The organism is Burkholderia savannae (assembly GCF_001524445.2).
Classification (GTDB): domain Bacteria; phylum Pseudomonadota; class Gammaproteobacteria; order Burkholderiales; family Burkholderiaceae; genus Burkholderia; species Burkholderia savannae.
In genome coordinates this window covers 1,938,650-1,959,344 of the sequence record NZ_CP013417.1, presented here as the reverse complement: position 1 = coordinate 1,959,344, position 20,695 = coordinate 1,938,650, and the positions used below count along the sequence as shown (strand labels likewise).

At 71.4% G+C, this 20,695-nt stretch carries 18 protein-coding genes and 1 riboswitch; of the genes, 7 read left to right on the top strand and 11 right to left on the bottom strand.

Going from position 1 to position 20,695, the window contains the following annotated elements:
• Nucleotide 1: 1 nt before the first annotated feature.
• The 4 genes from cobJ to cobG are packed head-to-tail and all read right to left on the bottom strand — an operon-like array spanning nucleotide 2 to nucleotide 4,593.
• Nucleotides 2-1,831, bottom strand: a complete 1,830-nt coding sequence (gene cobJ / locus WS78_RS09695; RefSeq protein WP_059574960.1) for a precorrin-3B C(17)-methyltransferase — start codon at nucleotides 1,829-1,831, stop codon at nucleotides 2-4.
• A complete protein-coding gene (locus WS78_RS09690) occupies nucleotides 1,828-2,562 on the bottom strand; it encodes a precorrin-2 C(20)-methyltransferase (protein WP_059574958.1) in 735 nt (244 codons plus the stop codon). The genes cobJ and WS78_RS09690 overlap by 4 nt, the downstream gene beginning before the upstream one ends.
• Nucleotides 2,559-3,185, bottom strand: coding sequence for a precorrin-8X methylmutase (locus tag WS78_RS09685; RefSeq protein WP_059574956.1), 627 nt, complete (start codon nucleotides 3,183-3,185; stop codon nucleotides 2,559-2,561). Before WS78_RS09685 ends, WS78_RS09690 begins: the two co-directional genes overlap by 4 nt.
• A complete protein-coding gene (gene cobG / locus WS78_RS09680) occupies nucleotides 3,178-4,593 on the bottom strand; it encodes a precorrin-3B synthase (protein ID WP_059574954.1) in 1,416 nt (471 codons plus the stop codon). The genes WS78_RS09685 and cobG overlap by 8 nt, the downstream gene beginning before the upstream one ends.
• Nucleotides 4,594-4,701: 108 nt before the next feature.
• A riboswitch (cobalamin riboswitch) is annotated at nucleotides 4,702-4,909 on the bottom strand.
• Between the two features lie 85 nt (nucleotides 4,910-4,994).
• On the opposite strand from cobG, the gene WS78_RS09675 reads away from it, so the two are divergent.
• The 4 genes from WS78_RS09675 to cobM all read left to right on the top strand — a co-directional run bounded on the left by WS78_RS09675 (nucleotide 4,995) and on the right by cobM (nucleotide 9,066).
• Nucleotides 4,995-6,230: a bifunctional cobalt-precorrin-7 (C(5))-methyltransferase/cobalt-precorrin-6B (C(15))-methyltransferase gene (locus WS78_RS09675; RefSeq protein ID WP_059574952.1), complete on the top strand. Its 1,236-nt coding sequence runs from the start codon at nucleotides 4,995-4,997 to the stop codon at nucleotides 6,228-6,230.
• Nucleotides 6,230-7,321, top strand: a complete 1,092-nt coding sequence (locus WS78_RS09670; RefSeq protein WP_082717387.1) for a cobalt-precorrin-5B (C(1))-methyltransferase — start codon at nucleotides 6,230-6,232, stop codon at nucleotides 7,319-7,321. Before WS78_RS09675 ends, WS78_RS09670 begins: the two co-directional genes overlap by 1 nt.
• Entirely contained in the window at nucleotides 7,318-8,061 is a 744-nt protein-coding gene (locus WS78_RS09665) for a cobalt-precorrin-6A reductase (RefSeq protein WP_038743022.1), read from the top strand. Before WS78_RS09670 ends, WS78_RS09665 begins: the two co-directional genes overlap by 4 nt.
• Before the next feature lie 279 nt (nucleotides 8,062-8,340).
• Nucleotides 8,341-9,066: a precorrin-4 C(11)-methyltransferase gene (gene cobM / locus WS78_RS09660; protein WP_038743020.1), complete on the top strand. Its 726-nt coding sequence runs from the start codon at nucleotides 8,341-8,343 to the stop codon at nucleotides 9,064-9,066.
• A gap of 336 nt (nucleotides 9,067-9,402) precedes the next feature.
• On the opposite strand, the gene WS78_RS09655 is transcribed toward cobM, so the two are convergent.
• Both WS78_RS09655 and WS78_RS09645 read right to left on the bottom strand, forming a co-directional pair.
• Nucleotides 9,403-10,968: a glycoside hydrolase family 10 protein gene (locus WS78_RS09655; protein WP_038743018.1), complete on the bottom strand. Its 1,566-nt coding sequence runs from the start codon at nucleotides 10,966-10,968 to the stop codon at nucleotides 9,403-9,405.
• Nucleotides 10,969-11,609: 641 nt separating this feature from the next.
• Nucleotides 11,610-12,782, bottom strand: coding sequence for an MFS transporter (locus WS78_RS09645; protein WP_059574946.1), 1,173 nt, complete (start codon nucleotides 12,780-12,782; stop codon nucleotides 11,610-11,612).
• A gap of 123 nt (nucleotides 12,783-12,905) precedes the next feature.
• Between WS78_RS09645 and WS78_RS09640 the strand changes: the two genes are divergently transcribed.
• On the top strand, nucleotides 12,906-13,397 hold the full coding sequence (locus tag WS78_RS09640) for a MarR family winged helix-turn-helix transcriptional regulator (RefSeq protein ID WP_059574944.1): 492 nt from the start codon (nucleotides 12,906-12,908) through the stop codon (nucleotides 13,395-13,397).
• 467 nt (nucleotides 13,398-13,864) lie between these two features.
• Here the strand turns inward: WS78_RS09640 and WS78_RS09635 are convergent, their stop codons facing one another.
• Together WS78_RS09635 and WS78_RS09630 are read right to left on the bottom strand one after the other, a co-directional pair.
• On the bottom strand, nucleotides 13,865-14,569 hold the full coding sequence (locus tag WS78_RS09635) for a glutathione binding-like protein (RefSeq protein WP_059574942.1): 705 nt from the start codon (nucleotides 14,567-14,569) through the stop codon (nucleotides 13,865-13,867).
• Between the two features lie 292 nt (nucleotides 14,570-14,861).
• Nucleotides 14,862-15,782, bottom strand: coding sequence for a LysR family transcriptional regulator (locus WS78_RS09630; protein WP_038743007.1), 921 nt, complete (start codon nucleotides 15,780-15,782; stop codon nucleotides 14,862-14,864).
• 97 nt (nucleotides 15,783-15,879) lie between these two features.
• On the opposite strand from WS78_RS09630, the gene WS78_RS09625 reads away from it, so the two are divergent.
• Together WS78_RS09625 and WS78_RS09620 are read left to right on the top strand one after the other, a co-directional pair.
• The gene (locus WS78_RS09625; RefSeq protein ID WP_059574940.1) at nucleotides 15,880-16,329 is read left to right on the top strand and encodes a GlcG/HbpS family heme-binding protein; all 450 of its coding nucleotides are present in this window, start codon (nucleotides 15,880-15,882) and stop codon (nucleotides 16,327-16,329) included.
• The gene (locus tag WS78_RS09620) at nucleotides 16,326-17,120 is read left to right on the top strand and encodes an SDR family oxidoreductase (RefSeq protein ID WP_038743003.1); all 795 of its coding nucleotides are present in this window, start codon (nucleotides 16,326-16,328) and stop codon (nucleotides 17,118-17,120) included. The genes WS78_RS09625 and WS78_RS09620 overlap by 4 nt, the downstream gene beginning before the upstream one ends.
• A gap of 210 nt (nucleotides 17,121-17,330) precedes the next feature.
• Here the strand turns inward: WS78_RS09620 and arcC are convergent, their stop codons facing one another.
• The 3 genes from arcC to arcA form a co-directional block, all read right to left on the bottom strand.
• A complete protein-coding gene (gene arcC, locus WS78_RS09615) occupies nucleotides 17,331-18,269 on the bottom strand; it encodes a carbamate kinase (RefSeq protein ID WP_038743001.1) in 939 nt (312 codons plus the stop codon).
• Between the two features lie 76 nt (nucleotides 18,270-18,345).
• Complete coding sequence (locus WS78_RS09610; protein ID WP_038742999.1) at nucleotides 18,346-19,356, bottom strand: ornithine carbamoyltransferase; 1,011 nt, start codon at nucleotides 19,354-19,356, stop codon at nucleotides 18,346-18,348.
• Nucleotides 19,357-19,422: 66 nt separating this feature from the next.
• Nucleotides 19,423-20,679, bottom strand: a complete 1,257-nt coding sequence (gene arcA, locus WS78_RS09605; RefSeq protein WP_038742997.1) for an arginine deiminase — start codon at nucleotides 20,677-20,679, stop codon at nucleotides 19,423-19,425.
• Nucleotides 20,680-20,695: the final 16 nt, after the last annotated feature.

The window sequence follows — 20,695 nt, the reverse complement described above, 5'->3', positions numbered from 1 at the left end:
ATCAGCGATACCAGCGCGGCGTGTACACCCATTCGCGCGCGCCGTCGCGCACGATGCGCCGCGTCGTCGACGAGCCGACGATCACCATCGTGCGCATGTCGACCTGCTGCGAGGACAGCGCGCCGAGCGTCGTCGTCGCGAGCGTCGCGCCGGGGCGGCCGATGTCGCGCCCGAGCACGACGACCGTGTCCGGCGCGCGATGCCGGCGCACGATGTCGAGCGCGCGATCGAACTGCACGGGCCGCGCGCGCGACACCGGGTTGTAGAACGCGAGCGCGAAATCGGCGGCGGCCGCGCAATCGATGCGTTTTTCGATGATCGCCCACGGCTTCAGGTTGTCCGACAGCGAGATCAGGCAGAAGTCGTGGCCGAGCGGCGCGCCCGCTTCGGCCGCCGTCGCGAGCGCGGCCGACACGCCGGGCACGACGTCGAGCTCGACGGCCGACCAGCGCACATCGTCCGATCCGTCGAGCGCTTCGAGCACGGCCGCCGCCATCGCGAACACGCCGGGGTCGCCCGACGACACGACCGCGACACGCCGGCCTTGCGCGGCGAGCTCGAACGCATGCCGCGCGCGCTGCAGCTCTTCTCGGTTGTCGGACAGGTGCAACTGCTGATCCGCGCGGAACGGGCCCGCCATGTTCACGTAGGTCGCGTAGCCGACGACGTCGGTCGCATCGGCGAGCGCCGCGCGTGCGGCGGGCGTCATCAGGTCGGCGCGGCCGGGGCCGAGGCCGAGCACCGTGAGGCGGCCGCGCGCGGTGCCGAGCGTGTCGGCGTCGACGGGCGCGTCGGCGACGGCGATCGCGACGCCGGGCGATGTCGAATCGGCGTGCGGCATGCTGACGCGGCGGCTCGCGAGCGAGGCGGGCAGCGCGGCGTCGAGCACGCCGGCGGCGTCCTGCGCGGCCGTCTCGACGAAGCGCAGCGGCACGCGCAGCGCGCGAGCCGCGTCGGTCAGCGCGGGATCGGCGATGCGACGCGCCGGCGCGACGACGGCCGCGAGCGCGAGCGGCGCGAAGTCGTGCGCGGCGAGCGTCGCGACGATGCGCGCGGCGAGCGGCGGCAGGCCCGGCGTCGCGGCGTGCGCGGTTGCGCCCGAGCGCGGTGCATCCGGGTGCGCCGTCGGGCTGCGATCCGACGCGCCGCATGCGCTGCCGTCGCCCGCGCAGCCCTCGTCGCCGAACGCGAAGACAACGCTGCGCGGATGAATCAGCAACTCGCGCGCATCGCCGCGCGGCGCATGCGGCGTGATCCGGATCACGCGCGCCGCGTGCGCGTCGCGCGGCAGCGCGACGCCGTCGAGCCACGTCGCGTCGCCGTCGACGCGCGTGCTTTCGCCCGCGAGCAGATCGGACACGAAGCGCTTGCCCGCGTCGAGATCGGCGAGCGCGTAGCCTTCGGGCGGATTCAGCACGCATGCGCCGAAGCGTAGCTCGCCGCTCGTCGTGATCGCGGCCGCAACGCCGAGCGCGCCGGCGATCTCGCGCGCGAGCACGTTCGCGCCCGCGAGGCCGCCCAGCAGCGGCACGACCGCGCTGCCGTCCTCGGCGACCGCGAGCACGGGCGGCTCCGCGCCCTTGTCGGCGAGGCACGGCGCGACGCAGCGAATCGCGATGCCGGCCGCGAAGAGCGCGACGATCGGCGCGCCGCGCGCATACAGCTCGCGCAGGTGCGGACCGAGCTCGGCGAACGCGACGTCGACATCGGCGCCGACGGCGAGCCGCCCCGCGAGCGCATGCACCCGCGCGCCGTCGCAGCGCGCCCGAATCCGGCGCGCGGTCTCGAGCGCGCCGGGCCCGAGTATCACGATCGCGGGCGCGGCCGTCATCCTTGCCATTTTTCCCCCGGCACGACGAGCAGCGAAAAATACGGCGACGCCATCGGATCGACGTCCGCGAGCGGCACGATCCGCTGCGCGGCCATCGTCGCGCGCTCGACGTACAGCGCGCGCCGCGCGAGCCCGAGCTCGTCGAGCACGCGGCGCACCTTGTCGAAGTTGCGGCCGAGCTTCATCACGACGGCCGCGTCGGCCTTCGCGAGGCGCTCGCGCAATTCGTCCTCGGGCAGCACGCCGGAGAGCACCGAGAGGCTCTGGTTGCGATAGACGAGCGGCACGCCGAGCACCGCCGCGCCGCCGAGCATCGAGCACACGCCCGGCACGACTTCGGCGTCGTAGCGCGGCGCGAGGCGGTCGTGCAGGTACATGTAGGAGCCGTAGAAGAACGGATCGCCCTCGCAGATCACCGCGACGTCGCGGCCCGCGTCGAGATGCGCGGCGACGAGCGCGGCCGCCGTGTCGTAGAAATCGGCGATCACGCTTTCGTAGCAAAGGGGCGGCGGCAGCGCCTCGGTCGTCACCGGATAGACGAGCGGCAAATGCGTCTGCGCGTCGCTCAGATGCGTCTCGACGATGCCGAACGCGTTGCCTTTCTTGCCCTTCGCGACGAAATACGCGACGACGGGCGCGGCCCGCAGCACGCGCAGCGCCTTGATCGTCAGGAGTTCGGGGTCGCCCGGCCCGACGCCGAGCCCGTACAGGCGGCCGGTGTTGCGCGTCATTCGGCCTCCGAGGCGAGCGCGTTGACGGCGGCGGCGACCATCGCGCTGCCGCCGCGGCGGCCCGCGACCGCGACGAACGGCACGCCGCGGCTGTCGGCCGCGAGGAGCGCCTTCGATTCGGCCGCGCCGACGAAACCGACCGGAAAGCCGAGGATGAGGGCGGGGCGCGGCGCGCCCGCGTCGATCATGTCGAGCAGGTGGAAGAGCGCGGTCGGCGCGTTGCCGATCGCGACGATGCTGCCCGCGAGGTGCGCTCGCCACAGTTCGAGCGCGGCCGCCGAGCGCGTGTTGCCGATCTCGCGCGCGAGCCGCGGCACGTCCGCTTCGCCGAGCGTGCAGATCACCGGGTTTGCCGCGGGCAGCCGCGCGCGCGTGATGCCTTCGGCCACCATCCGCGCGTCGCACAGAATCGGCGCGCCGGCCGCGAGCGCCGCGCGGCCCGCCGCGCCCGCGCCGTCGGAGAATCGCAGGTCGCGGACGATGTCGACCATCCCGCACGCGTGGATCACGCGCACCGCGAGTTTTTCGAGGTCGGGCGGCACGCCCGTCAAATCGGCTTCCGCGCGGATCGTCGCGAACGATTCGCGGTAGATCGCTTCGCCGTCGCGAAGGTAGTCAAGCATCCAAGTCATCCTGAGTGGGCCGCGCGTCGCGCGCGAGCGCGGCGGCGGCCTGGTCGATCGTCAGTTGGCGCGCGACGGCGCGGCCGAAGCCCGTCGCGCCGTCGCGCCGATAGAGGTCGTAGCGGCCCGCCGCGTTCGCGACGAGCGTGTGCTCGGCCGCGTGCGGCAACGCGCAGGAGCGCGCGCAGCCGCTCACGTGCACGTCGACGGGCGCGGCGAGCCGCCCGGCGAGCGCGAGCGCGTCGCCTTTGGTGTCGGCGGGCGAGCGCGCGCAGCCCGTCGAGCCCGCGCACGCGACCACGTGCGCGAGCGGCGCCGACGCGTCGCAGACGAAGCCGAGCGCGGCCAGGCGCGCCAGCGCGTCGCGCGCGGCGTCGCGCGCGACGCCGGGCAGCATCACGCCTTGCCATGGCGTGATGCGCAGCGTGCCGTCGCCGTGCGTGCCGGCGAGCGCCGCGAGCGCGTCGAGCGTGTCGGCGTCGAGCCGGCCGAGCGGCGGCTGCGCGCCGACGACGCGGCGCGCCGGGTCCCGCTCGGGGAGGATGCCGAAACGCAGCGACGCGTCGACGCGCGCGCGTCGCCAGCCGGCAAGTTCCGCGCCGCGCCGCAGCGCGAACGGCAAGCTTGCTTCGACATCCGAAAGGAACGCGTCGGGCGCGCACGTCGCGAGCAGATCGCGCATGCGCGCCGCGCCCGCCGGCGCGCGCTCGACGAAGCGCGTCACGAGCGCGCGCACGCATGCGAGCGCCTGCGCCGGCGCGACGGCGGCGAGCGCGCCGGCGTGCGGCGCGACGGGCTCGCCGTCGACGGGCGGGCAGCCGGCGAGGCCGAGCGCGAGCCATGTGTCTCCGTGTGCGTCGCGCAGCGCGGACAGCCAGATGTCGTGCGGGTGATCGAGCGCGGCGAGCCGCTCGCCGCCGTCGAGCAGCACCGAGAACTTCGGCGACAGCGCGGCGCAGCGCGGCTCGGTCTGCAGCATGTCGAGAAGGCGCGCGGCGAGCGCGGCGCTGTCGACGAGCGCGTGCGGATCGCGGCCGGCCGTCGGGCTCAGCATCACGTTACGCACGTCGTCGCGCGCGGCGACGCATGCATCGAGCGACGCGGCGGGCAGGCCGTCCGCGAGCGGCCCGAGCCCCGCGTCGATCAGCGCGCGGCTCGCGCGCGCTTCGCTGCCCGCCTTCACGCCGCGCAACTGCAGGTTCGCGCGATTGGTCGCCTCGATCACGCCCGAGCCGAACGCGCGCGCGACGGCCGCCACCGCGCGCGCCTGCGCGGCGCGAAGCGCGCCGCCCGGCAGCTTGATCCGGCACAGGCCGCCGTCGCGCGCGGCGACGATGCGCACGAGCCCCGGGCACGCGCTCGCGGCGCGAGCGGCGTCGGAAGAAAAAACGGCGGCGGAAGGGTTCAACGGCGCTCCGGATCAGGCGTCGCGCGGCGGCCCGAGCCGGCCGGTCCGCGCGGGATGCGCACGGGCGGCGGGCTGCGGCATCGGTACACCCCGCCCGATGTTGGATGGCACGAACGAAACGTCCCGGCAGGTCTCCTGGCTGGCAGGTCGTCATCCGCAGCGGGCCTTCCCGGCGGCCGCGGGTGGGCGGCGTGACCAGTGGCGTGGATCGGATGCGGACTCGCTGCTCACAGTTGCGGGGGCAGCCGCAGCGGCGCGGCGCGCCCTGCGTTCCCTCTTGGGCCCCGTGGGGCGCCGGTCGACGGACGCTGTATTATGCCTTTTTTCGTGACGTCCGAGCGCGGGATGCGCTGCGCGGGCGACGCTTTCAGGATCGACAGGAACACGATGGAGTACGACGGATGACCGCGTGGCTGACGGTGGTGGGCATCGGCGACGACGGATACGCGGGGCTCGGCAGGAGCGCGCGGCGCGCGCTCGCCGAGGCGGCGGTGGTGATGGGCGGCGAGCGGCATCTGGCGATGCTGCCGGCGCGGCGTGGGGCCGAGCGCGCGCCGTGGCCGAAGCCGTTCGATCTCGCGCCGCTCCTCGCGCGGCGTCCGGCGCGCGTGTGCGTGCTCGCGAGCGGCGATCCGATGCTGTTCGGCGTCGGCGCGACGCTCGCGCGCGCGCTCGCGCCGCACGAATGGCGCGTGCTGCCCGCGCCGTCTTCGCTGTCGCTCGCGGCCGCGCGCGTCGGCTGGGCGTTGCAGGACGTCGACGCGGTGTCGCTCGTCGGCCGCCCGCTCGCGTCGCTCAATCGGCATTTGTATCCGGGCCGGCGTCTCATCGTGCTGAGCGCGGACGGCGCGACGCCCGCCGCGCTCGCGCTCGCGCTCGCCGCGCGCGGCTTCGGGCCGAGCGCGATGACCGTGTTCGAGCATCTCGGCGGCCCGCTCGAGCGGCGCATCGACGCGCGCGCCGACGCGTGGGGCGACGCGCGAACGGCGGCGCTCAACCTCGTCGCGATCGAATGCCGCGCATGCCCCGCGCGCGCCGACGCGCCGCGCCTCGCGCTCACGCCGGGCCTGCCCGACGACGCGTACCGCCACGACGGCCAGCTGACCAAGCGCGATCTGCGCGCGCTCGCGCTCGCACGGCTTGCGCCCGCGCCCGGCGAATTGCTGTGGGACGTCGGCGCGGGCTCAGGGTCGATCGGCATCGAATGGATGCGCGCGCATCCGAGCTGCCGGACGATCGCGATCGAAGCGCATCCGGAGCGGCAGCGCTTCATCGAGCACAACCGCGACGCGCTCGGCGTGCCGGCGCTCGAGCTCGTCGCGGGCCGCGCGCCTGACGCGCTCGCGGGCCTGCCCGCGCCCGACGCGGTGTTCGTCGGCGGCGGCGTGAGCCGCGACGGCGTGCTCGACGCGTGCTGGGCCGGCCTGAAGCCCGGCGGCCGTTTCGTCGCGCACGCGGTGACGCTGCAGGGCGAGGCGGCGCTCGTCGCGTGGCGCGAGCGGCACGGCGGCGCGCTCACGCGCGTATCGGTCGCGCACGCGCAGCCGCTCGGCGGCTTCGACGCGTGGCGGCAGGCGCTGCCCGTCACGCTGTACGACGCGCGCAAACCGCGCGACGCGCAGCCGGAGCACGGGTGATGCGCGACGAAACGCCCGAGCAGCCGGCACCGCTGCGCTTCGGCTACACGACGGGCAGTTGCGCGACCGCAACGTCGCTCGCGGCCGCGCGCCTGTTGCTGAGCGCTCAGGCGAGCGACCTGGTCGAGATCGTGTTGCCGAAGGGGCAGCGCGTCGCGATGCGCCTCGAGTTCTGCCGCGTGACGGGTGACGGCGGCGCCGAGGCGGGCACGATCAAGGACGCGGGCGACGACCCGGACGTCACGCACGGCGCGCTCGTGTTCGCGCGCGTGAAGCTCGCCCACGAGCCGGGCGTGCGCTTTCACGCGGCGGCGGGCGTCGGCACGGTCACGCGCGCGGGGCTCACGATCCCGATCGGCGAACCGGCGATCAACCCGGTGCCGCGCCGGATGATGGCGGAGCACCTCGCCGCGCTCGCGGCCGAGCACGGTTACGCGGGCGGCTTCGACGTGTCGATCGGCGTCGAGAACGGTGAGACGCTCGCGTTGAAGACGATGAACCCGCGCCTCGGGATCGTCGGCGGCCTGTCGATCCTCGGCACGACGGGCATCGTGCGGCCGTTCTCGTGTTCCGCGTACATCGCGTCGATTCATCAGGGGATCGACGTCGCGCGCGCGAACGGCGTGTCGCACATCGCCGCGTGCACCGGCAACGCGAGCGAGGACGCGGTGCGCGCGCGCTACGGCCTGCCCGACATCGCGCTCATCGAAATGGGCGACTTCGCGGGCGCGGTGCTCAAGTATCTGCGCCGCGCGCGCGTCGCGCGGCTCACGCTGTGCGGCGGCTTCGGCAAGCTCAGCAAGCTCGCCGCGGGGCACCTCGATCTGCACAGCCGACATTCGAGCATCGACTTGCCGCTCCTCGCCGCGTGGGCGGGCGAAGCGGGCGCGAGCGCCGTGCTGCAGCACGAGATCCGCGCGGCGAACACGAGCCAGCAGGCGTTGGCGCTCGCGCTCGCGCACCACGTGCCGCTCGGCGACATCGTGTGCGCGCACGCGCGCCGCGTCGCGCGCGATATCGTGCCCGACGAGGTCGACGTCGAAGTGCTCGCGATCGATCGAGCGGGCCGCATCGTCGGCGTCGCGCCATGAGCGCGCGCCGCGTGTTGCTGCTCGGCGGCACGGGCGACGCGCTGCGCGTCGCGCGCACGCTCGCGCCGCGCGACGTGTACAGCCTCGTGGGCCTCGGCAAGGTGCCGGACGATCTGGCGTGCGACGTGCGCGTCGGCGGCTTCGGCGGCGCCGACGGGCTCGCGCGCCATCTGCGCGAGCACGCGATCGCGCTCGTCGTCGACGCGACGCATCCGTTCGCCGCGCGAATCAGCGCGAACGCGGCCGCCGCGTGCCGCGCGGCGGGCGTGCGGTACTGGGCGCTGCGCCGCGCGCCGTGGCGGCCGCAGCCCGGCGACGACTGGCGCGGCGTCGCCGATTGGCACGGCGTCGCCGCCGCGATCGCGCCGTTCGCGCGGCCGCTGTTCACGCTCGGGCGCGAGCCGCTCGCGCATCTCGACGAGATTGCTCCGCATCAGCACTGGCTCGTGCGCTGCCTCGACGCGCATCCCGGCAACGCGCGCGCGCACGTGCTCGCCGCGCGCGGGCCGTTCTCGGCCGACGGCGAGCGCGTGCTCTTCGCGACAGCCGGAATCGACGTGGTCGTCAGCAAGAACAGCGGCGGCGCGGCGACCGAGGCGAAGCTCGACGTCGCCCGCGAGCGGGGCATTCCCGTCGTGATGGTCGAGCGGCCGGCGCTGCCCGACGCGGATCGCGAATTCGGCGACACGGCCGCGCTCGTCGACGCGTTGCGCACGTTTCGTGCAATTCGCGCGTCGTGACGGGCCGCGTGTGCGGTGCGCTCGCGCGTCGACGCGGGGCCGGCATGATGATCGAAGACGGCGGGCCGGATGTCCCGCGGGCCGCACGCGCCGGGCCGAGTTGCGTGCGCGGCGAGGCGTCATCAAAGCGGGACAGGTCGCGTAGGCGAGAAGAGCGACGAAAGTGACGAAAGTGACGAAAGCGGGCTGCCCGAGCGATGCGCGCAATGCGCGAGAACGCGCCCCGCGGCGCGCGCATCGCATCCTCGAATCGAATCATCGAATGACGGAGTATCTTGAATGACGGTGTATTTCATCGGCGCGGGTCCGGGCGATCCCGAGCTGATCACGGTGAAGGGCCAGCGCCTCGTGCGCAGTTGCCCGGTGATCCTGTACGCGGGCTCGCTCGTGCCGGCCGCGGTGCTCGACGGCCATCGCGCCGAACTCGTCGTGAACACGGCGGAGCTCGATCTCGATGCGATCGTCGCGCTGCTCGCTCAGGCGCACGCGAACGGGCAGGACGTCGCGCGCGTGCATTCCGGCGATCCGTCGCTGTACGGCGCGATCGGCGAGCAGATGCGCCGGCTCGCCGCGCTCCGGATTCCTTACGAGATCGTGCCCGGCGTGACCGCGACGGCCGCGTGCGCGGCGGCGCTCGGCGTCGAGCTGACGCTGCCGGGCGTCGCGCAGACCGTGATCCTCACGCGCTACGCGGGCAAGACGACGATGCCCGAAGGCGAGTCGCTCGCGAGCCTCGCCGCGCACCGCGCGACGCTCGCGATCCATCTCGGCGTGCGGCATCTCGCGCGAATCGTCGACGACGCGCTGCCGCACTACGGCGCCGATTGTCCGGTGGCCGTGATCTACCGTGCGAGCTGGCCCGACGAGGAGCGCGTGACGGGCACGCTCGCCGACATCGTCGACAAGGTCGCCGGCACGCCAATCGAGCGCACCGCGCTGATCCTGATCGGGCGCGTGCTCGACGCGCAAGGGTTCGACGAGTCGACGCTCTACGCGAAAGGGTGAGGACGGCGGCGCTCGGCGCAGGTCAGCATATCGGCAAGCGCCGGCGTGCGCAGGCATGCGGCGATTGCGCGCGTCGAGCGCGCGAACGGGCATGCAAGAGGCAAGGCAAGCTTGGGGCGGCACGCGCATCGATGCCGAATCCGACATCGACTCCGCCCCCAGACGCCGATGCGACCGTCGCTGCGCGAAGCGCGGGCTCGAACGCGTCGGCGACGCATCGCGATCCACGCGCGGCGTCCCGCATCGAGCCGAGCGCGAAATATCAGATGCCGATGCGCGGCGTCGCCCGTGTTCGCGTGAACGACGCTCCGCCGCCGGCGCATCCGCGCGAGCGCTTCAATGCGATCGCAAAGCCGGCGTCACGACGTCGACCGGCTCGCTTTCGTTCCAGAGACGATCGAGCGCGGTGACGACGTAGCGGTAGTCGCGATCGGCGTGCGCGGTGATGTCGACATAATCGGTTCCCCGAACCGTCGCGAGCAAATGGCGCGCGTCGTGGTCGTCGCACATGTCTTGCCGTCCCGTCTCGTGGCGATAGACCGCGTAAGACGCCGCCGCATTCGAGCGCGGCTTCCATCGCAGCCGCACGCCGTCCGGCGTGCGTTGCGCGCGGAGATCCTCAGCGGGCGGCGGCGGCGCTCCGTCGAGCGGGCGCATCGCCGGCACGAGCGCCGGCCGCGAATACCAGGTGCGGTTCACGCGCGTCGTCGCGCCGAGCCGGTCCGCGCGCACGTCCTTCGCGGAAAAGTAGACGTCGCCCTTCACCTCGGGCACGGTGAGATTGAACGCCAGATGATTGCTCAGCTCGGCCGGATCGGACCAGCCCGGCGATTGATTCGACGTGCCGACCTTGTACGCCGCCTGCCCGATGTACAAGTGCACGTCGCGGCCGCGTGCCTCGTTCGCCCACCACGACACCACCTTGTCGTAGTCGGCGGGTGCGAAGCCTTGCGCCCAGTACACCTGCGGGACGACGTAATCGATCCAGCGCTCGCGCAGCCATCGGCGCGTATCCGCATACAGGTCGTCATAGGTCTGCACGGCAGCCGACGTCTGCGAGCCCTGCGGATCGGTGGCCGCGTTGCGCCAGACCGCGAACGGCGAGATTCCGAACTTCACCCACGGCTTCGCGGCCTTGATGCGATGCGCGAGCGCTTCGACGAGCCGATCGACGTTATCGCGGCGCCAGTCGGCGAGCGTCGGGAAGCCCGCGCCGTATCGAGCGTAGGCCGACGCATCGTCGAACGTCTCGCCCGCGACCGGATACGGGTAGAAATAGTCGTCGAGATGCACGCCGTCGATATCGTAGCGGCCGACGGCGTCCATGATCGCGTCGACGACGAACGCGCGCGCGGCCGGCACGCCCGGGTTGTAGTACAGCTTCCCGCCGTAGCGAACGACCCAGTCCGGGTGCTGGCGGGCCGGATGCGTCGCGACGAGCGCGTCGATGCGCTCGTCCATCGCGATGCGATACGGATTGAACCATGCGTGCAGCTCGAGATTGCGCCGATGCGCTTCGGCAACCGCGAACGCGAGCGGATCGTAGCCGGGGTCGCCGCCTTGCGCGCCCGTCAGATATTTCGACCACGGCTCGAACGGCGACGGCCAGAATGCGTCCGCGGTCGGGCGAACCTGGAGGATCACGGCATTTCGATTCATGCGGGCCGCGTCGTCGAGCCACGCGCGCAGCTCGGCCTCCTGGTCGGCGACGGACAGGCCCGGGCGGGACGGCCAGTCGATGTTGATCACCGATGCGATCCACGTACCGCGGAACTGCCGCTTCGGCATCGTCTCGTCGGGCCGGCACGCGACGTCGGGCGCGGCGCTCGCCGGCGCCGCGAACGCGCCGGCGGACACCACGAGCGCGGCCGCGGCGAAATGACGGAATCGAGTCGACATCATGGGCATTTCCTTGGCCGGATCGGCGCGTTGGGGTCGTGACGTTCAATAGGGACCGTGGCGTGCCGTACGAGTTCCGGCTCGGGCAAAGCGCGATCCGTGCGGCCGATGCGCGGGCGCGCTCGGGATCGGGCCGGCGGCAGCTCGAGCATGAACAGGCACGCGCGCTTCGCGGCGAAGATGTGCGCGGCCGATTTGAGGCGGGCGCATCGCAGGCGTTCACCGCCGTGCGATCGGGCCGCGCGACGCGACATGGCCGCATTCGCGCATGTCAGCATGCGTAGTTCATCGGCGCGACGAACGCGCGCCATGCGTCGATTCGTAGTTTCGTCGTCGACACGCCGTCGAAACGTTGCGTCTTCGACGCGAGACGCAAATCGGCGCGCGCCATGCCGCCCCGAAGCGACGCCCGCGCATCGGCGATAGGGTAGCCGCCGCGCGCGCGTCGCGTCGGCGGCGCGCCGGCATCCGAGCGAGCGGGGATTCCTCCGGCCGCACCCATGCGGCGATACCGGCGAGCGGCGCTGCCTATACGACTGCAACGCAAGCAACCCACACCACGAATGCAACGCGACATCGCGCAAACGCCAGACGATACGCGTCGCGCGCCGCCATGCGTCACTCACTCGCCGCTGACTCGCCCCTCACGCGCCGTTTCGCGCGACGGCGAGCCGCAGCGGCGCGAAGCGCGCGGCCATCGCCGCCATCGCGACGCACACGGCGGCCATGAAGCCCCATGCCGGCGACAGATCGGCGACGTTCTGCCGGATCACGCCCGCGACGAACGGGAAAAGGCCCGCGATCAGATAGCCGATTCCCTGGACGAATCCGGTAAGCGCGCCGGCCTCGGCCGCGCTCGGCGCGTGATCGAGCGCGACGATCAGCGACAGCGGAAACAGCGCGCCGATGCCGAGGCCGAGCAGCAGCGACGCGGGCAGCGCGAAATCGATCGGCGCCGCGATCAGCACGATCAAGCCGACGAACAGCGAAGCGATCGCGGCGAAGAGCGCGGGACGGCGATCCGTCAGGCGGTCGATGAACGCCGACACGGTGAGCCCCGCGGCGACCTCGGCGAGCGTCACGCCGCCGAGCAGCCCGCCCGCCGCTTCGGGCGACCATCCGAGCGCCACGTAATACGGCGGCAGCCACGCGAGCACGAGCGTGTACGCGCCCGTGCCGAGGCCGAAGAACGCGGCGAGCAACCATGCGCGCGCGCCGCTCGTGCGCCGCGTGGCCGAGCGCGCCTGCGCGTCGCGGGCCGCCGCGCGCGTCGCGAGCGGCCACAGCAGCGCGGCGGCGACGGCGGGCAGCGTCCAGCCGGCCAGCGCGAGCGGCCAGCCGAGCGCGTGCGACGCAAACGGCGTCGCGACGCTCGCGAACACGGCGCCGCCCATGATCGACGTCGAATAGAAGCCCATCACGCTGCCCGCGCGCGCGGCGAACTCGGCCTTGATGAAGGCGGGCAGGAGCGCCTGCACCGCCGCGATGCCGAGCCCCGCGCACAGCGCGGACGCGAGCAGCACGGCGGGCGCGCTCGCCGCGACGCGCGCCGCGCATGCGAGCCCGATCAGCGCGACGCCGAGCCATACGCCCGCGCGCACGCCGGCGCGGCGCGCGAGCCACGGCGCGATCAGCGCCCCCGCGCCCATCAGCAGGATCGGGACGGTCGTCAGCAGGCTCGCCGCGCTGTCGGACAAGCCGGTCGCGCGCTGGATCGTATCGAGGAGCGGCCCGACCGACGCGAGCACCGGACGCAGGTTGAGGCCGACGAGAACGATGGCGGCGAGCCGCCAAGCAGGAGAAAGAAGCATGTGCATAGGAATGGAAGCGGCGCGCGTCCGGACGGCTGCCGGGTACGCGCATTGCGTATAATTGTCTCGACATCAAGATAGATTCGATCTATCTCGACGTCAAGATAACTTGGACGAACAGGAGGGGTAATGGATCGCGCAGCACATGCGGTCGAGCAATGGCGTCGCGAGCGCCCGGATCTCGACCCGTCGTCGATGATCGTGCTCGGCAGGCTGCAGGAGGCGGCGCTCGTCATCGCGCGGGACAGGCTCAACCCGCTCTTCGCGCGCTACGGCTTGCAGCCCGGCGAGTTCGACGTGCTCGCGACGCTGCGTCGCAGCGGCGCGCCGTACGCGCTGACGCCGACCGCGCTTTACGACGCCGCGATGATCTCGTCGGGCAGCATGACGAACCGGATCGATCGCATCGAAAAGGCGGGGTGGGTCGAGCGCCGCCCGAATCCGGCGGACGGGCGCGGCACGCTCGTCGCGCTGACGCCCGCGGGGCTCGCGTTGATCGACGACGCCGTCGTCGCGCACGTCGACAACCAGCGGCGCGTGCTGGCCGCGCTGAGCGACACGGAGCAGCGCCGGCTCGCGAAGCTGCTCGGCAAGCTGCTGCAAGGGCAGGCCGACGGCTGACTGCACGTTGATGGGCCCGGCGGCGCGGGCGAGCCGATACGGACCGGCGCGGATCGCCGCGAATCGGCGCGAAATCGCCGCGAAATCGCTCGAAACGGCGCGGCGCTCGATGCGCCGCTCGCGGAATGATTCGCACCACTTCGCGTTTGGCGCATCGTGAACGGATGCATGTGGCGCGCGGATGCCGGACGGAGGCGACGCAAACGCCGGACGTCGAAGGCGCATGCGATTCGGCGAGAGGAAGGAGGCAAGAAGGAGGCGAGATTGAAACGTTGAAGCGGCGTGACTGGTGACTTTTCGCGTATGCCGTCGCATTCGCGATGGCGTTCGTTGCGAGCGCGAAAAGGAGCAGCGGAAGCAGGCAGAGGATCGAGGGGGCGGGCGACGCGGCGAGCCGCGCGTGCGTCCGGCCGCCCGTCGGCGCAAGGCGTCGCACCGCATGGACGCGGCGCGACGCCGGCACGCGGTTACGGCCGCGCCGGAATGTTCAGCCCGCGCGCGACCGCCGGCCGTGCGAGAAACGCGTCGAGCACGCGCGCGACGTTCGGAAAGCGCTCGAATTCGACGAGCTCGCGCGCCTCGTAGAAGCCGATCAGGTTGCGCACCCACGGGAACGTCGCGATGTCGGCGATCGTATAGGCGTCGCCCATGATCCACTGGCGATCCGCGAGGCGGCCCTCGAGCACCGCGAGCAGGCGCTTCGCTTCGCCGACGTAGCGATCGCGCGGGCGCTTGTCCTCGTAGTCGCGGCCCGCGAACTTGTGAAAGAAGCCGACCTGGCCGAACATCGGCCCGATGCCGCCCATCTGGAACATCAGCCACTGGATCGTCTCGTAGCGGCGCGCGGGATCGGCCGGAATGAACCGGGCCGTCTTGTCGGCGAGATAGAGCAGGATCGCGCCCGATTCGAACAGCGCGAGCGGCTTGCCGCCCGGGCCGTGCGGATCGATGATCGCCGGGATCTTGTTGTTCGGGTTCAGCGACAGGAACTCGGGCGACATCTGGTCGTTCGTGTCGAAGCGCACGACGTGCGCCTCGTACGGCAGCCCCGTTTCCTCCAGCAGGATCGACACCTTGACGCCGTTCGGCGTCGGCAGCGAATAGAGCTGGATGCGCTCCGGATGCTGCGCGGGCCATTTCTTCGTGATCGGAAACTCGGAAAGATCGGACATGGATGAACTCGGTCGATGAATCGATGAAGAAGTCGCCACGCGCCCGCCCGTGATCCGCGCGGGCGGCGCGGTCCGCACAATGTAGCCGATCCCGCGCATCGTTGCTGGCGGCGGCGCGACTTCGTGATATCGCGAAATCATGCAAGCGCATTGCGCCGCGCCGGCGCTTTTGCATGGGGCGGCGGACCAAGCCGTCGCCGGACGCGGACGAAGCACGAGAACGACGCACAAAAACGACGCACAAGCGCGCGGCGCGAGGCGGCATCGCGCCGCAACGGCGAACGCGAAGCCGTCAGCGCCGCGCGTCGGCCGCCGCGTGCTCGCGCAGCACCGCGATGAACGCGCGCAGCTTCGGCGGCACGTGCTTGCGGTTCGCGTAGTAGAGCCACATCGGCGGCAGCGTCCGGCATGCGCCCGGCAGCACCTCGCGCAGCGTGCCGCGGCGCAGGTCGTCCTCGATCCGCTCGCGCATGAACACGAACGCGATGCCCGCGCCCGCGCGCGCGGCGTCGATCACGGCGCCCGTATCGGTGCTGACGAAGCGGCCCGCGACGTCGAGCTCGATGTCGCGGCGGCCGTCGCGCAGCGGCCATTTGTGCAGGCGCCCGCTCTTCGGAAAGCGAAAGCGGATGCACATGTGCCGCGCGAGGTCGGCGACCTTCGCCGGCGTGCCGTGCTGCGCGAGATAGCCGGGCGTCGCGACGAGCGCGCACGTGAGCGCGGGCGCGATCTTCACGCCGACCATACCGGGCTGCAGCCGGTCGGCCAAGCGTATCCCGGCGTCGAGCCGTTCCTTCACGATGTCGACGAGATGATCCTCGTAGCGGATCTCGACGCTCACTTTCGGGTAGCGGCGGAAGAATTCGGCGAGCACGTCGGCCGTGACGACCGATTTCGCGAGATGCAGCGCGCTGATCCGCAACAGGCCCTCGGGCTCGTCGCGCGCGTCGTTCAGCGCGTCGCGTGCGTCGGCGACCTGCCGGTACGGCTGCGCGGTCGCGTCGTAATAGCGCTGGCCGGCTTCCGTCAGGCTCACGCCGCGCGTGCTGCGGCTGAACAATTTTACTTTCAGCTCGCTTTCGAGCTGCCCGATCGCGAGGCTCACCGCCGCGGGCGTGAGGCCGAGCGCGGCCGCCGCGCGCGTGAAGTTGCCGTGCGTGACGACGCTGATGAACACATGCAGGCCGCCGAGCGGATCGCGTCGCAGAGTCATTAGAAAAACTTGATACGTTTGTGAGCGGAACACTGATTCTCGCAGATACCGCCGATCCTTACACTGGCTCCCAGTCGAATCGCACAAGGAGCCGCCGATGTCCACCGAACTCACGCTCGAACGCGCGCGGCGCGTCGTCGACGCCGGCGTCGCGAACGCCGCGCATCTGAACGCGGCGGGCGTCGCCGTCGCGATCGCCGTCGTCGACGCCGGCGCGCATCTCGTCGCGTTCGCGCGGATGGACGACGCGTTCATCGGCGCGATCGATCTCGCGACGCGCAAGGCCGGCACGGCCGCGCGCTTCCGGATGCCGAGCGCGTCGCTCGGCGTGTTGTCGGCCGGCGACGGGCCGATCCGCAGCATCGAGCACAGCAACGGCGGGCTCGTCACGTTCGGCGGCGGCCTGCCGCTTCTCGATGCAAACGGAAGCTGCGTCGGCGCGGTCGGCGTGTCGGGCGGCACGGTCGACGACGACAGCGCGATCGCACAGGCGTGCGTCGATGCTTTCGCCACTCTTCTCAACGCAGGACAAGGAGCAAGGACATGACTCGGAAACGCATTCTGGTGACGGGCGCAGGCTCGGGTTTCGGCCGCGAGGCCGCGCTGCGGCTCGCCGCGAAAGGCCATCACGTGATCGCGGGCGTGCAGATCGTGCCGCAGATCACCGAACTGAACGCCGAGGCCGCGCGGCGCGGGGTCGCGCTCGACGCCGTGAAGCTCGACGTGACCTCGGCGCGGGACCGCGCGCAGGCCGCGCGCTGGGACGTCGACGTGCTGCTGAACAACGCCGGCGTGGGCGAGGCGGGCGCGCTCGTCGATCTGCCCGTCGACATCGTTCGCGAGCTGTTCGAGGCCAACGTGTTCGGCCCGCTCGAGCTCACGCAGCAGGTCGCGCGCGGGATGATCGCGCGCGGGCGCGGCAAGATCGTGTTCGTGTCGTCGATCGCCGGGCTCATCACGGGCGCGTACACGGGCGCGTATTGCGCGTCGAAGCACGCGGTCGAATCGATCGCCGAGGCGATGCACGCGGAGCTCGACGCGCACGGCATCCAGATCGCGGTCGTCAATCCGGGCCCTTATAGCACGGGCTTCAACGACCGGATGATGGAGACGCCGCGCCGCTGGCTCGATCCCGCGCGCGACGCGGCGACGCCCGAGAAGCTGACGTTCCCGTTCGAGCAGTTCGACCCGCAGGAGATGGTCGAGAAGATGGTCGAAGTGACGGAAAGCGACGGCGGGCTGTTCCGCAACCTGCTGCCCGCCGCCGTCGAGCAGTTCGTGCGCGACGAGCAGACGCATGCGTGGACGCGCCGTCAGAACGACAAGCGCGGCGCGTGAGCGGACGAAGAGCGCGGCGGGCGGCGCGCTCGCCGGTGCGGGACGTCGATGCTGCGGATCAACGCTGCGGATTGCATCGGCGGTGCGATACGCGAGGGCTCGAAGCGCGCCGCGGCCGCACTGGCCGCGGCGCGCGCGACGACAGCCGCGCCTCGCCGCCGGCGCGCGTCGCGCGGCGGCGGATCGCCATGCCGCTCGCCGCCGTCTCGCTCAGTGCGGCTTGCGGTAACGAATCCCGTCGACCTTCGTGCTGACGCGCGTGCCCGCGCGGCCCTCGGCGATCGCGACGATATCCGCGAGCGAGCCGATCACCGCATCGTGTCCGGTCTGCCGTGCGAACTCGATCGCCGCCTGCACCTTCGGCCCCATCGAGCCGGCCGCGAAACCGAGCCGTTCGAGCTCGTCCGGATGCGCGGCCTCGATCTGCGCTTGCGTCGGCTTGCCCCAGTCGACGTACGCGCCGTCGACGTCGGTCGCAATCACGAGCAGATCCGCGCTCAATTCGCGCGCGAGCAGCGACGCGCACAGATCCTTGTCGATCACCGCCTCGACGCCCGAGAGCTTGCCGCTCGCGTCGTAGCGCGTCGGAATGCCGCCGCCGCCCGCGCAGATCACGATCGTGCCTTTCTCGAGCAGCCACTTGACCGGCCGGATCTCGAAGATGCGCCGCGGCCGCGGGCTCGCCACCACGCGGCGGAACTGGTCGCCGTCGGGCGCGATGCGCCAGCCTTTTTCCTGCGCGAGCCGCTCGGCGTCCTCGCGCGAATAGACGGGGCCGATCGGCTTGGTCGGATGCTCGAACGCCGGATCGGCCGGATCGACCTCCACTTGCGTCAGGAGCGTCGCGAACGGCGCGTCGGGCGGCAGCAGGTTGCCCATTTCCTGTTCGATCAGATAGCCGATCATCCCTTCCGTCTGCGCGCCGAGCACGTCGAGCGGATAGGGCGCGACTTCGGTATATGCCGCGCCCTGCAGCGCGAGGAGCCCGACCTGCGGCCCGTTGCCGTGCGCGATCACGAGTTCGTTGCCGGGCGCGATCTGCGCGATCTGCGCGACCGCGATCTTCACGTTCTCCCGCTGCTGGGCCTCGGTCATCGGCTGATTGCGCTGCAAGAGCGCGTTGCCGCCCAATGCGATGACGATACGCATCGTGTTTCTCCTTGAAGATGCGCGCGGCGCGGCGCCCGATGATGCAGGGCGCCGCACGGTCGCGCGCGTGGGTTCGTCAGATGCCGCCGAGCGTCGACACGAGTACCGCCTTGATCGTGTGCATGCGGTTCTCCGCCTGCTCGAACGCGATGCAGCGCGGCGATTCGAACACTTCGTCGGTCACTTCGATGCCGTCCTTCAGACGCGGATAGCGCTCGGCGATCTGCTTGCCGACCTTCGTCTCGCAATTGTGGAACGCCGGCAGGCAATGCATGAAGCGCGTGCGCGGATTGCCCGTCGATTCGATCAGCTTGCGGTTCACCTGATACGGCAGCAGCGCCTTGATCCGTTCGTCCCATGCCTCGACGGGCTCTCCCATCGACACCCATACGTCGGTGTGGATGAAGTCGACGCCCTTGACCGCCTCATGCGGATCTTCGCTCAACATGATCCGCGCGCCGCTTTCGGCCGCGAACGCCTCGCATTGCGCGATGAACTCCGCAGCGGGCCAGAGCGCCTTCGGCGCGCCGATGCGCACGTCCATCCCGAGCTTCGCGCCGATGAGCAGCAGCGAGTTGCCCATGTTGTTGCGCGCGTCGCCGAGATACGCGTAGCTGATGTCGTGCAGCGGCTTGTCGCTGTGCTCGCGCATCGTCATCACGTCGGCGAGCATTTGCGTCGGGTGGTATTCGTCGGTGAGGCCGTTGAAGACGGGCACGCCCGCATGATGCGCGAGCTCCTCGACGATCTCCTGGCTGAAGCCGCGGTACTCGATCGCGTCGTACATCCGGCCGAGCACGCGCGCGGTGTCCTTCATGCTCTCCTTGTGGCCGATCTGCGACGACGCCGGATCGATGTACGTGACGTTCGCGCCCTGGTCGTACGCGGCGACTTCGAACGCGCAGCGCGTGCGGGTCGACGTCTTCTCGAAGATCAGCGCGATGTTCTTGCGCAGCAAACGCGGCTGCTCGGTGCCGCTGTACTTCGCGCGCTTGAGATCCCGCGCGAGATCGAGCAGGTAGCGCAGCTCGCGCGCGTTGTGATGCATCAGGCTCAGCAGATTGCGGTTGTGCAGGTTGAAGCTCATCTGGATTCTCCGTTGGGTGTCAGGCAGCGGCGCCAAAGCGCCGCGACGCTCGCTTCGGTGTTCGCCTCAGTAGTCGACCGGATCGCGCAGCACCGGGCAGGTCATGCAGTGGCCGCCGCCCCGGCCGCGGCCGAGCTCGCTCGAGCCGATCGTGATCACCTCGACGCCCGCCTTGCGCAGCAGCGTGTTCGTATACGTGTTGCGGTCGTAGCCGACGACGACGCCCGGCTCGACGCAGACCATGTTGTTGCCGTCGTCCCATTGCTCGCGCTCGGCCGCGAAATCGTTGCCGCCCGTCTCGACGACGCGCAGCGCCCTGAGGCCGAGCGCCTGCGCGACGACGTCGACGAACGGCTTGTCCTCGCGCTCGATCTCGATGCCGTAACGCGCGTCGCCGCCCGGGCGCAGCGAGAACGGCACGATCCGGCTCACGACGTCGGGGAAGACCGTCACGAGATCGCGGTCGCAGAAGCTGAACACGGTGTCGAGGTGCATCGACGCGCGCGAGTTCGGCAGGCCCGCGACGATCACGCGCTCGGCCGCGCCCTTTTGGAACAGCGCTTGCGCGAGCTGGCCGATCGCCTGGCGCGAGGTGCGCTCGCCCATTCCGACGAGCACGACGCCGCGGCCGATCGGCATCACGTCGCCGCCTTCGAGCGTCGCCATCCCGTGATCGCGGTCGGGATCGCCGTACCAGATGTCGAACTTCGCGTCGGCGAACGCCGGATGGAATCTGTAGATCGCGGCGACGAGGAGCGTTTCCTGCCGGCGCGCGGGCCAGTGCATCGGATTGAGCGTGACGCCGCCGTAGATCCAGCATGACGTGTCGCGCGTGAACATCATGTTCGGCAGCGGCGGCAGCACGAACGACGATTTGCCGAGATAGTCGCGGAACAGCGTGAGCACCTTCGAGCGCTCGGCGCCCGGGATGTCGCTCGCCGCGACGCCGCCGATCAGGAACTCGGCGAGCGTGCGCGGCTCGAGGCCCTCGAGCCACGCGCGCACTTCGTCGACGAGGCCGATGCCGACGCTGTCGGGCGTGATCTTGCGGTCCAGTATCCACTTGAGCGCGGCCGGATTCTTCACGGTCTCGGTCAACAGGTTGTGCATCTCGAGCACTTCGACGCCGCGCTCGCGCATCTTCGACACGAAGTCGAAATGGTCGCGCTTCGCCTGATTCACCCACATCACGTCGTCGAACAGCAGCTCGTCGCAATTGCTCGGCGTGAGCCGCTGATGCGCGAGCCCCGGCGAGCAGACGAGCACCTTGCGCAGTTTGCCGACTTCGGAGTGGACACCGACTTGAGGGATGGCGTTGGTCATGTTGGTTACCTCTTCG

Excerpts from the sequence above, each read along its gene's own strand:
- cobJ (WP_059574960.1), bottom strand. The coding sequence starts at position 1,831 with ATGACGGCCGCGCCCGCGATCGTGATACTCGGGCCCGGCGCGCTCGAG.
- WS78_RS09690 (WP_059574958.1), bottom strand. The coding sequence starts at position 2,562 with ATGACGCGCAACACCGGCCGCCTGTACGGGCTCGGCGTCGGGCCGGGC.
- WS78_RS09685 (WP_059574956.1), bottom strand. The coding sequence starts at position 3,185 with ATGCTTGACTACCTTCGCGACGGCGAAGCGATCTACCGCGAATCGTTC.
- WS78_RS09675 (WP_059574952.1), top strand. The coding sequence starts at position 4,995 with ATGACCGCGTGGCTGACGGTGGTGGGCATCGGCGACGACGGATACGCG.
- WS78_RS09670 (WP_082717387.1), top strand. The coding sequence starts at position 6,230 with ATGCGCGACGAAACGCCCGAGCAGCCGGCACCGCTGCGCTTCGGCTAC.
- WS78_RS09665 (WP_038743022.1), top strand. The coding sequence starts at position 7,318 with ATGAGCGCGCGCCGCGTGTTGCTGCTCGGCGGCACGGGCGACGCGCTG.
- cobM (WP_038743020.1), top strand. The coding sequence starts at position 8,341 with ATGACGGTGTATTTCATCGGCGCGGGTCCGGGCGATCCCGAGCTGATC.
- WS78_RS09655 (WP_038743018.1), bottom strand. The coding sequence starts at position 10,968 with ATGATGTCGACTCGATTCCGTCATTTCGCCGCGGCCGCGCTCGTGGTG.
- WS78_RS09645 (WP_059574946.1), bottom strand. The coding sequence starts at position 12,782 with ATGCACATGCTTCTTTCTCCTGCTTGGCGGCTCGCCGCCATCGTTCTC.
- WS78_RS09640 (WP_059574944.1), top strand. The coding sequence starts at position 12,906 with ATGGATCGCGCAGCACATGCGGTCGAGCAATGGCGTCGCGAGCGCCCG.
- WS78_RS09635 (WP_059574942.1), bottom strand. The coding sequence starts at position 14,569 with ATGTCCGATCTTTCCGAGTTTCCGATCACGAAGAAATGGCCCGCGCAG.
- WS78_RS09630 (WP_038743007.1), bottom strand. The coding sequence starts at position 15,782 with ATGACTCTGCGACGCGATCCGCTCGGCGGCCTGCATGTGTTCATCAGC.
- WS78_RS09625 (WP_059574940.1), top strand. The coding sequence starts at position 15,880 with ATGTCCACCGAACTCACGCTCGAACGCGCGCGGCGCGTCGTCGACGCC.
- WS78_RS09620 (WP_038743003.1), top strand. The coding sequence starts at position 16,326 with ATGACTCGGAAACGCATTCTGGTGACGGGCGCAGGCTCGGGTTTCGGC.
- arcC (WP_038743001.1), bottom strand. The coding sequence starts at position 18,269 with ATGCGTATCGTCATCGCATTGGGCGGCAACGCGCTCTTGCAGCGCAAT.
- WS78_RS09610 (WP_038742999.1), bottom strand. The coding sequence starts at position 19,356 with ATGAGCTTCAACCTGCACAACCGCAATCTGCTGAGCCTGATGCATCAC.
- arcA (WP_038742997.1), bottom strand. The coding sequence starts at position 20,679 with ATGACCAACGCCATCCCTCAAGTCGGTGTCCACTCCGAAGTCGGCAAA.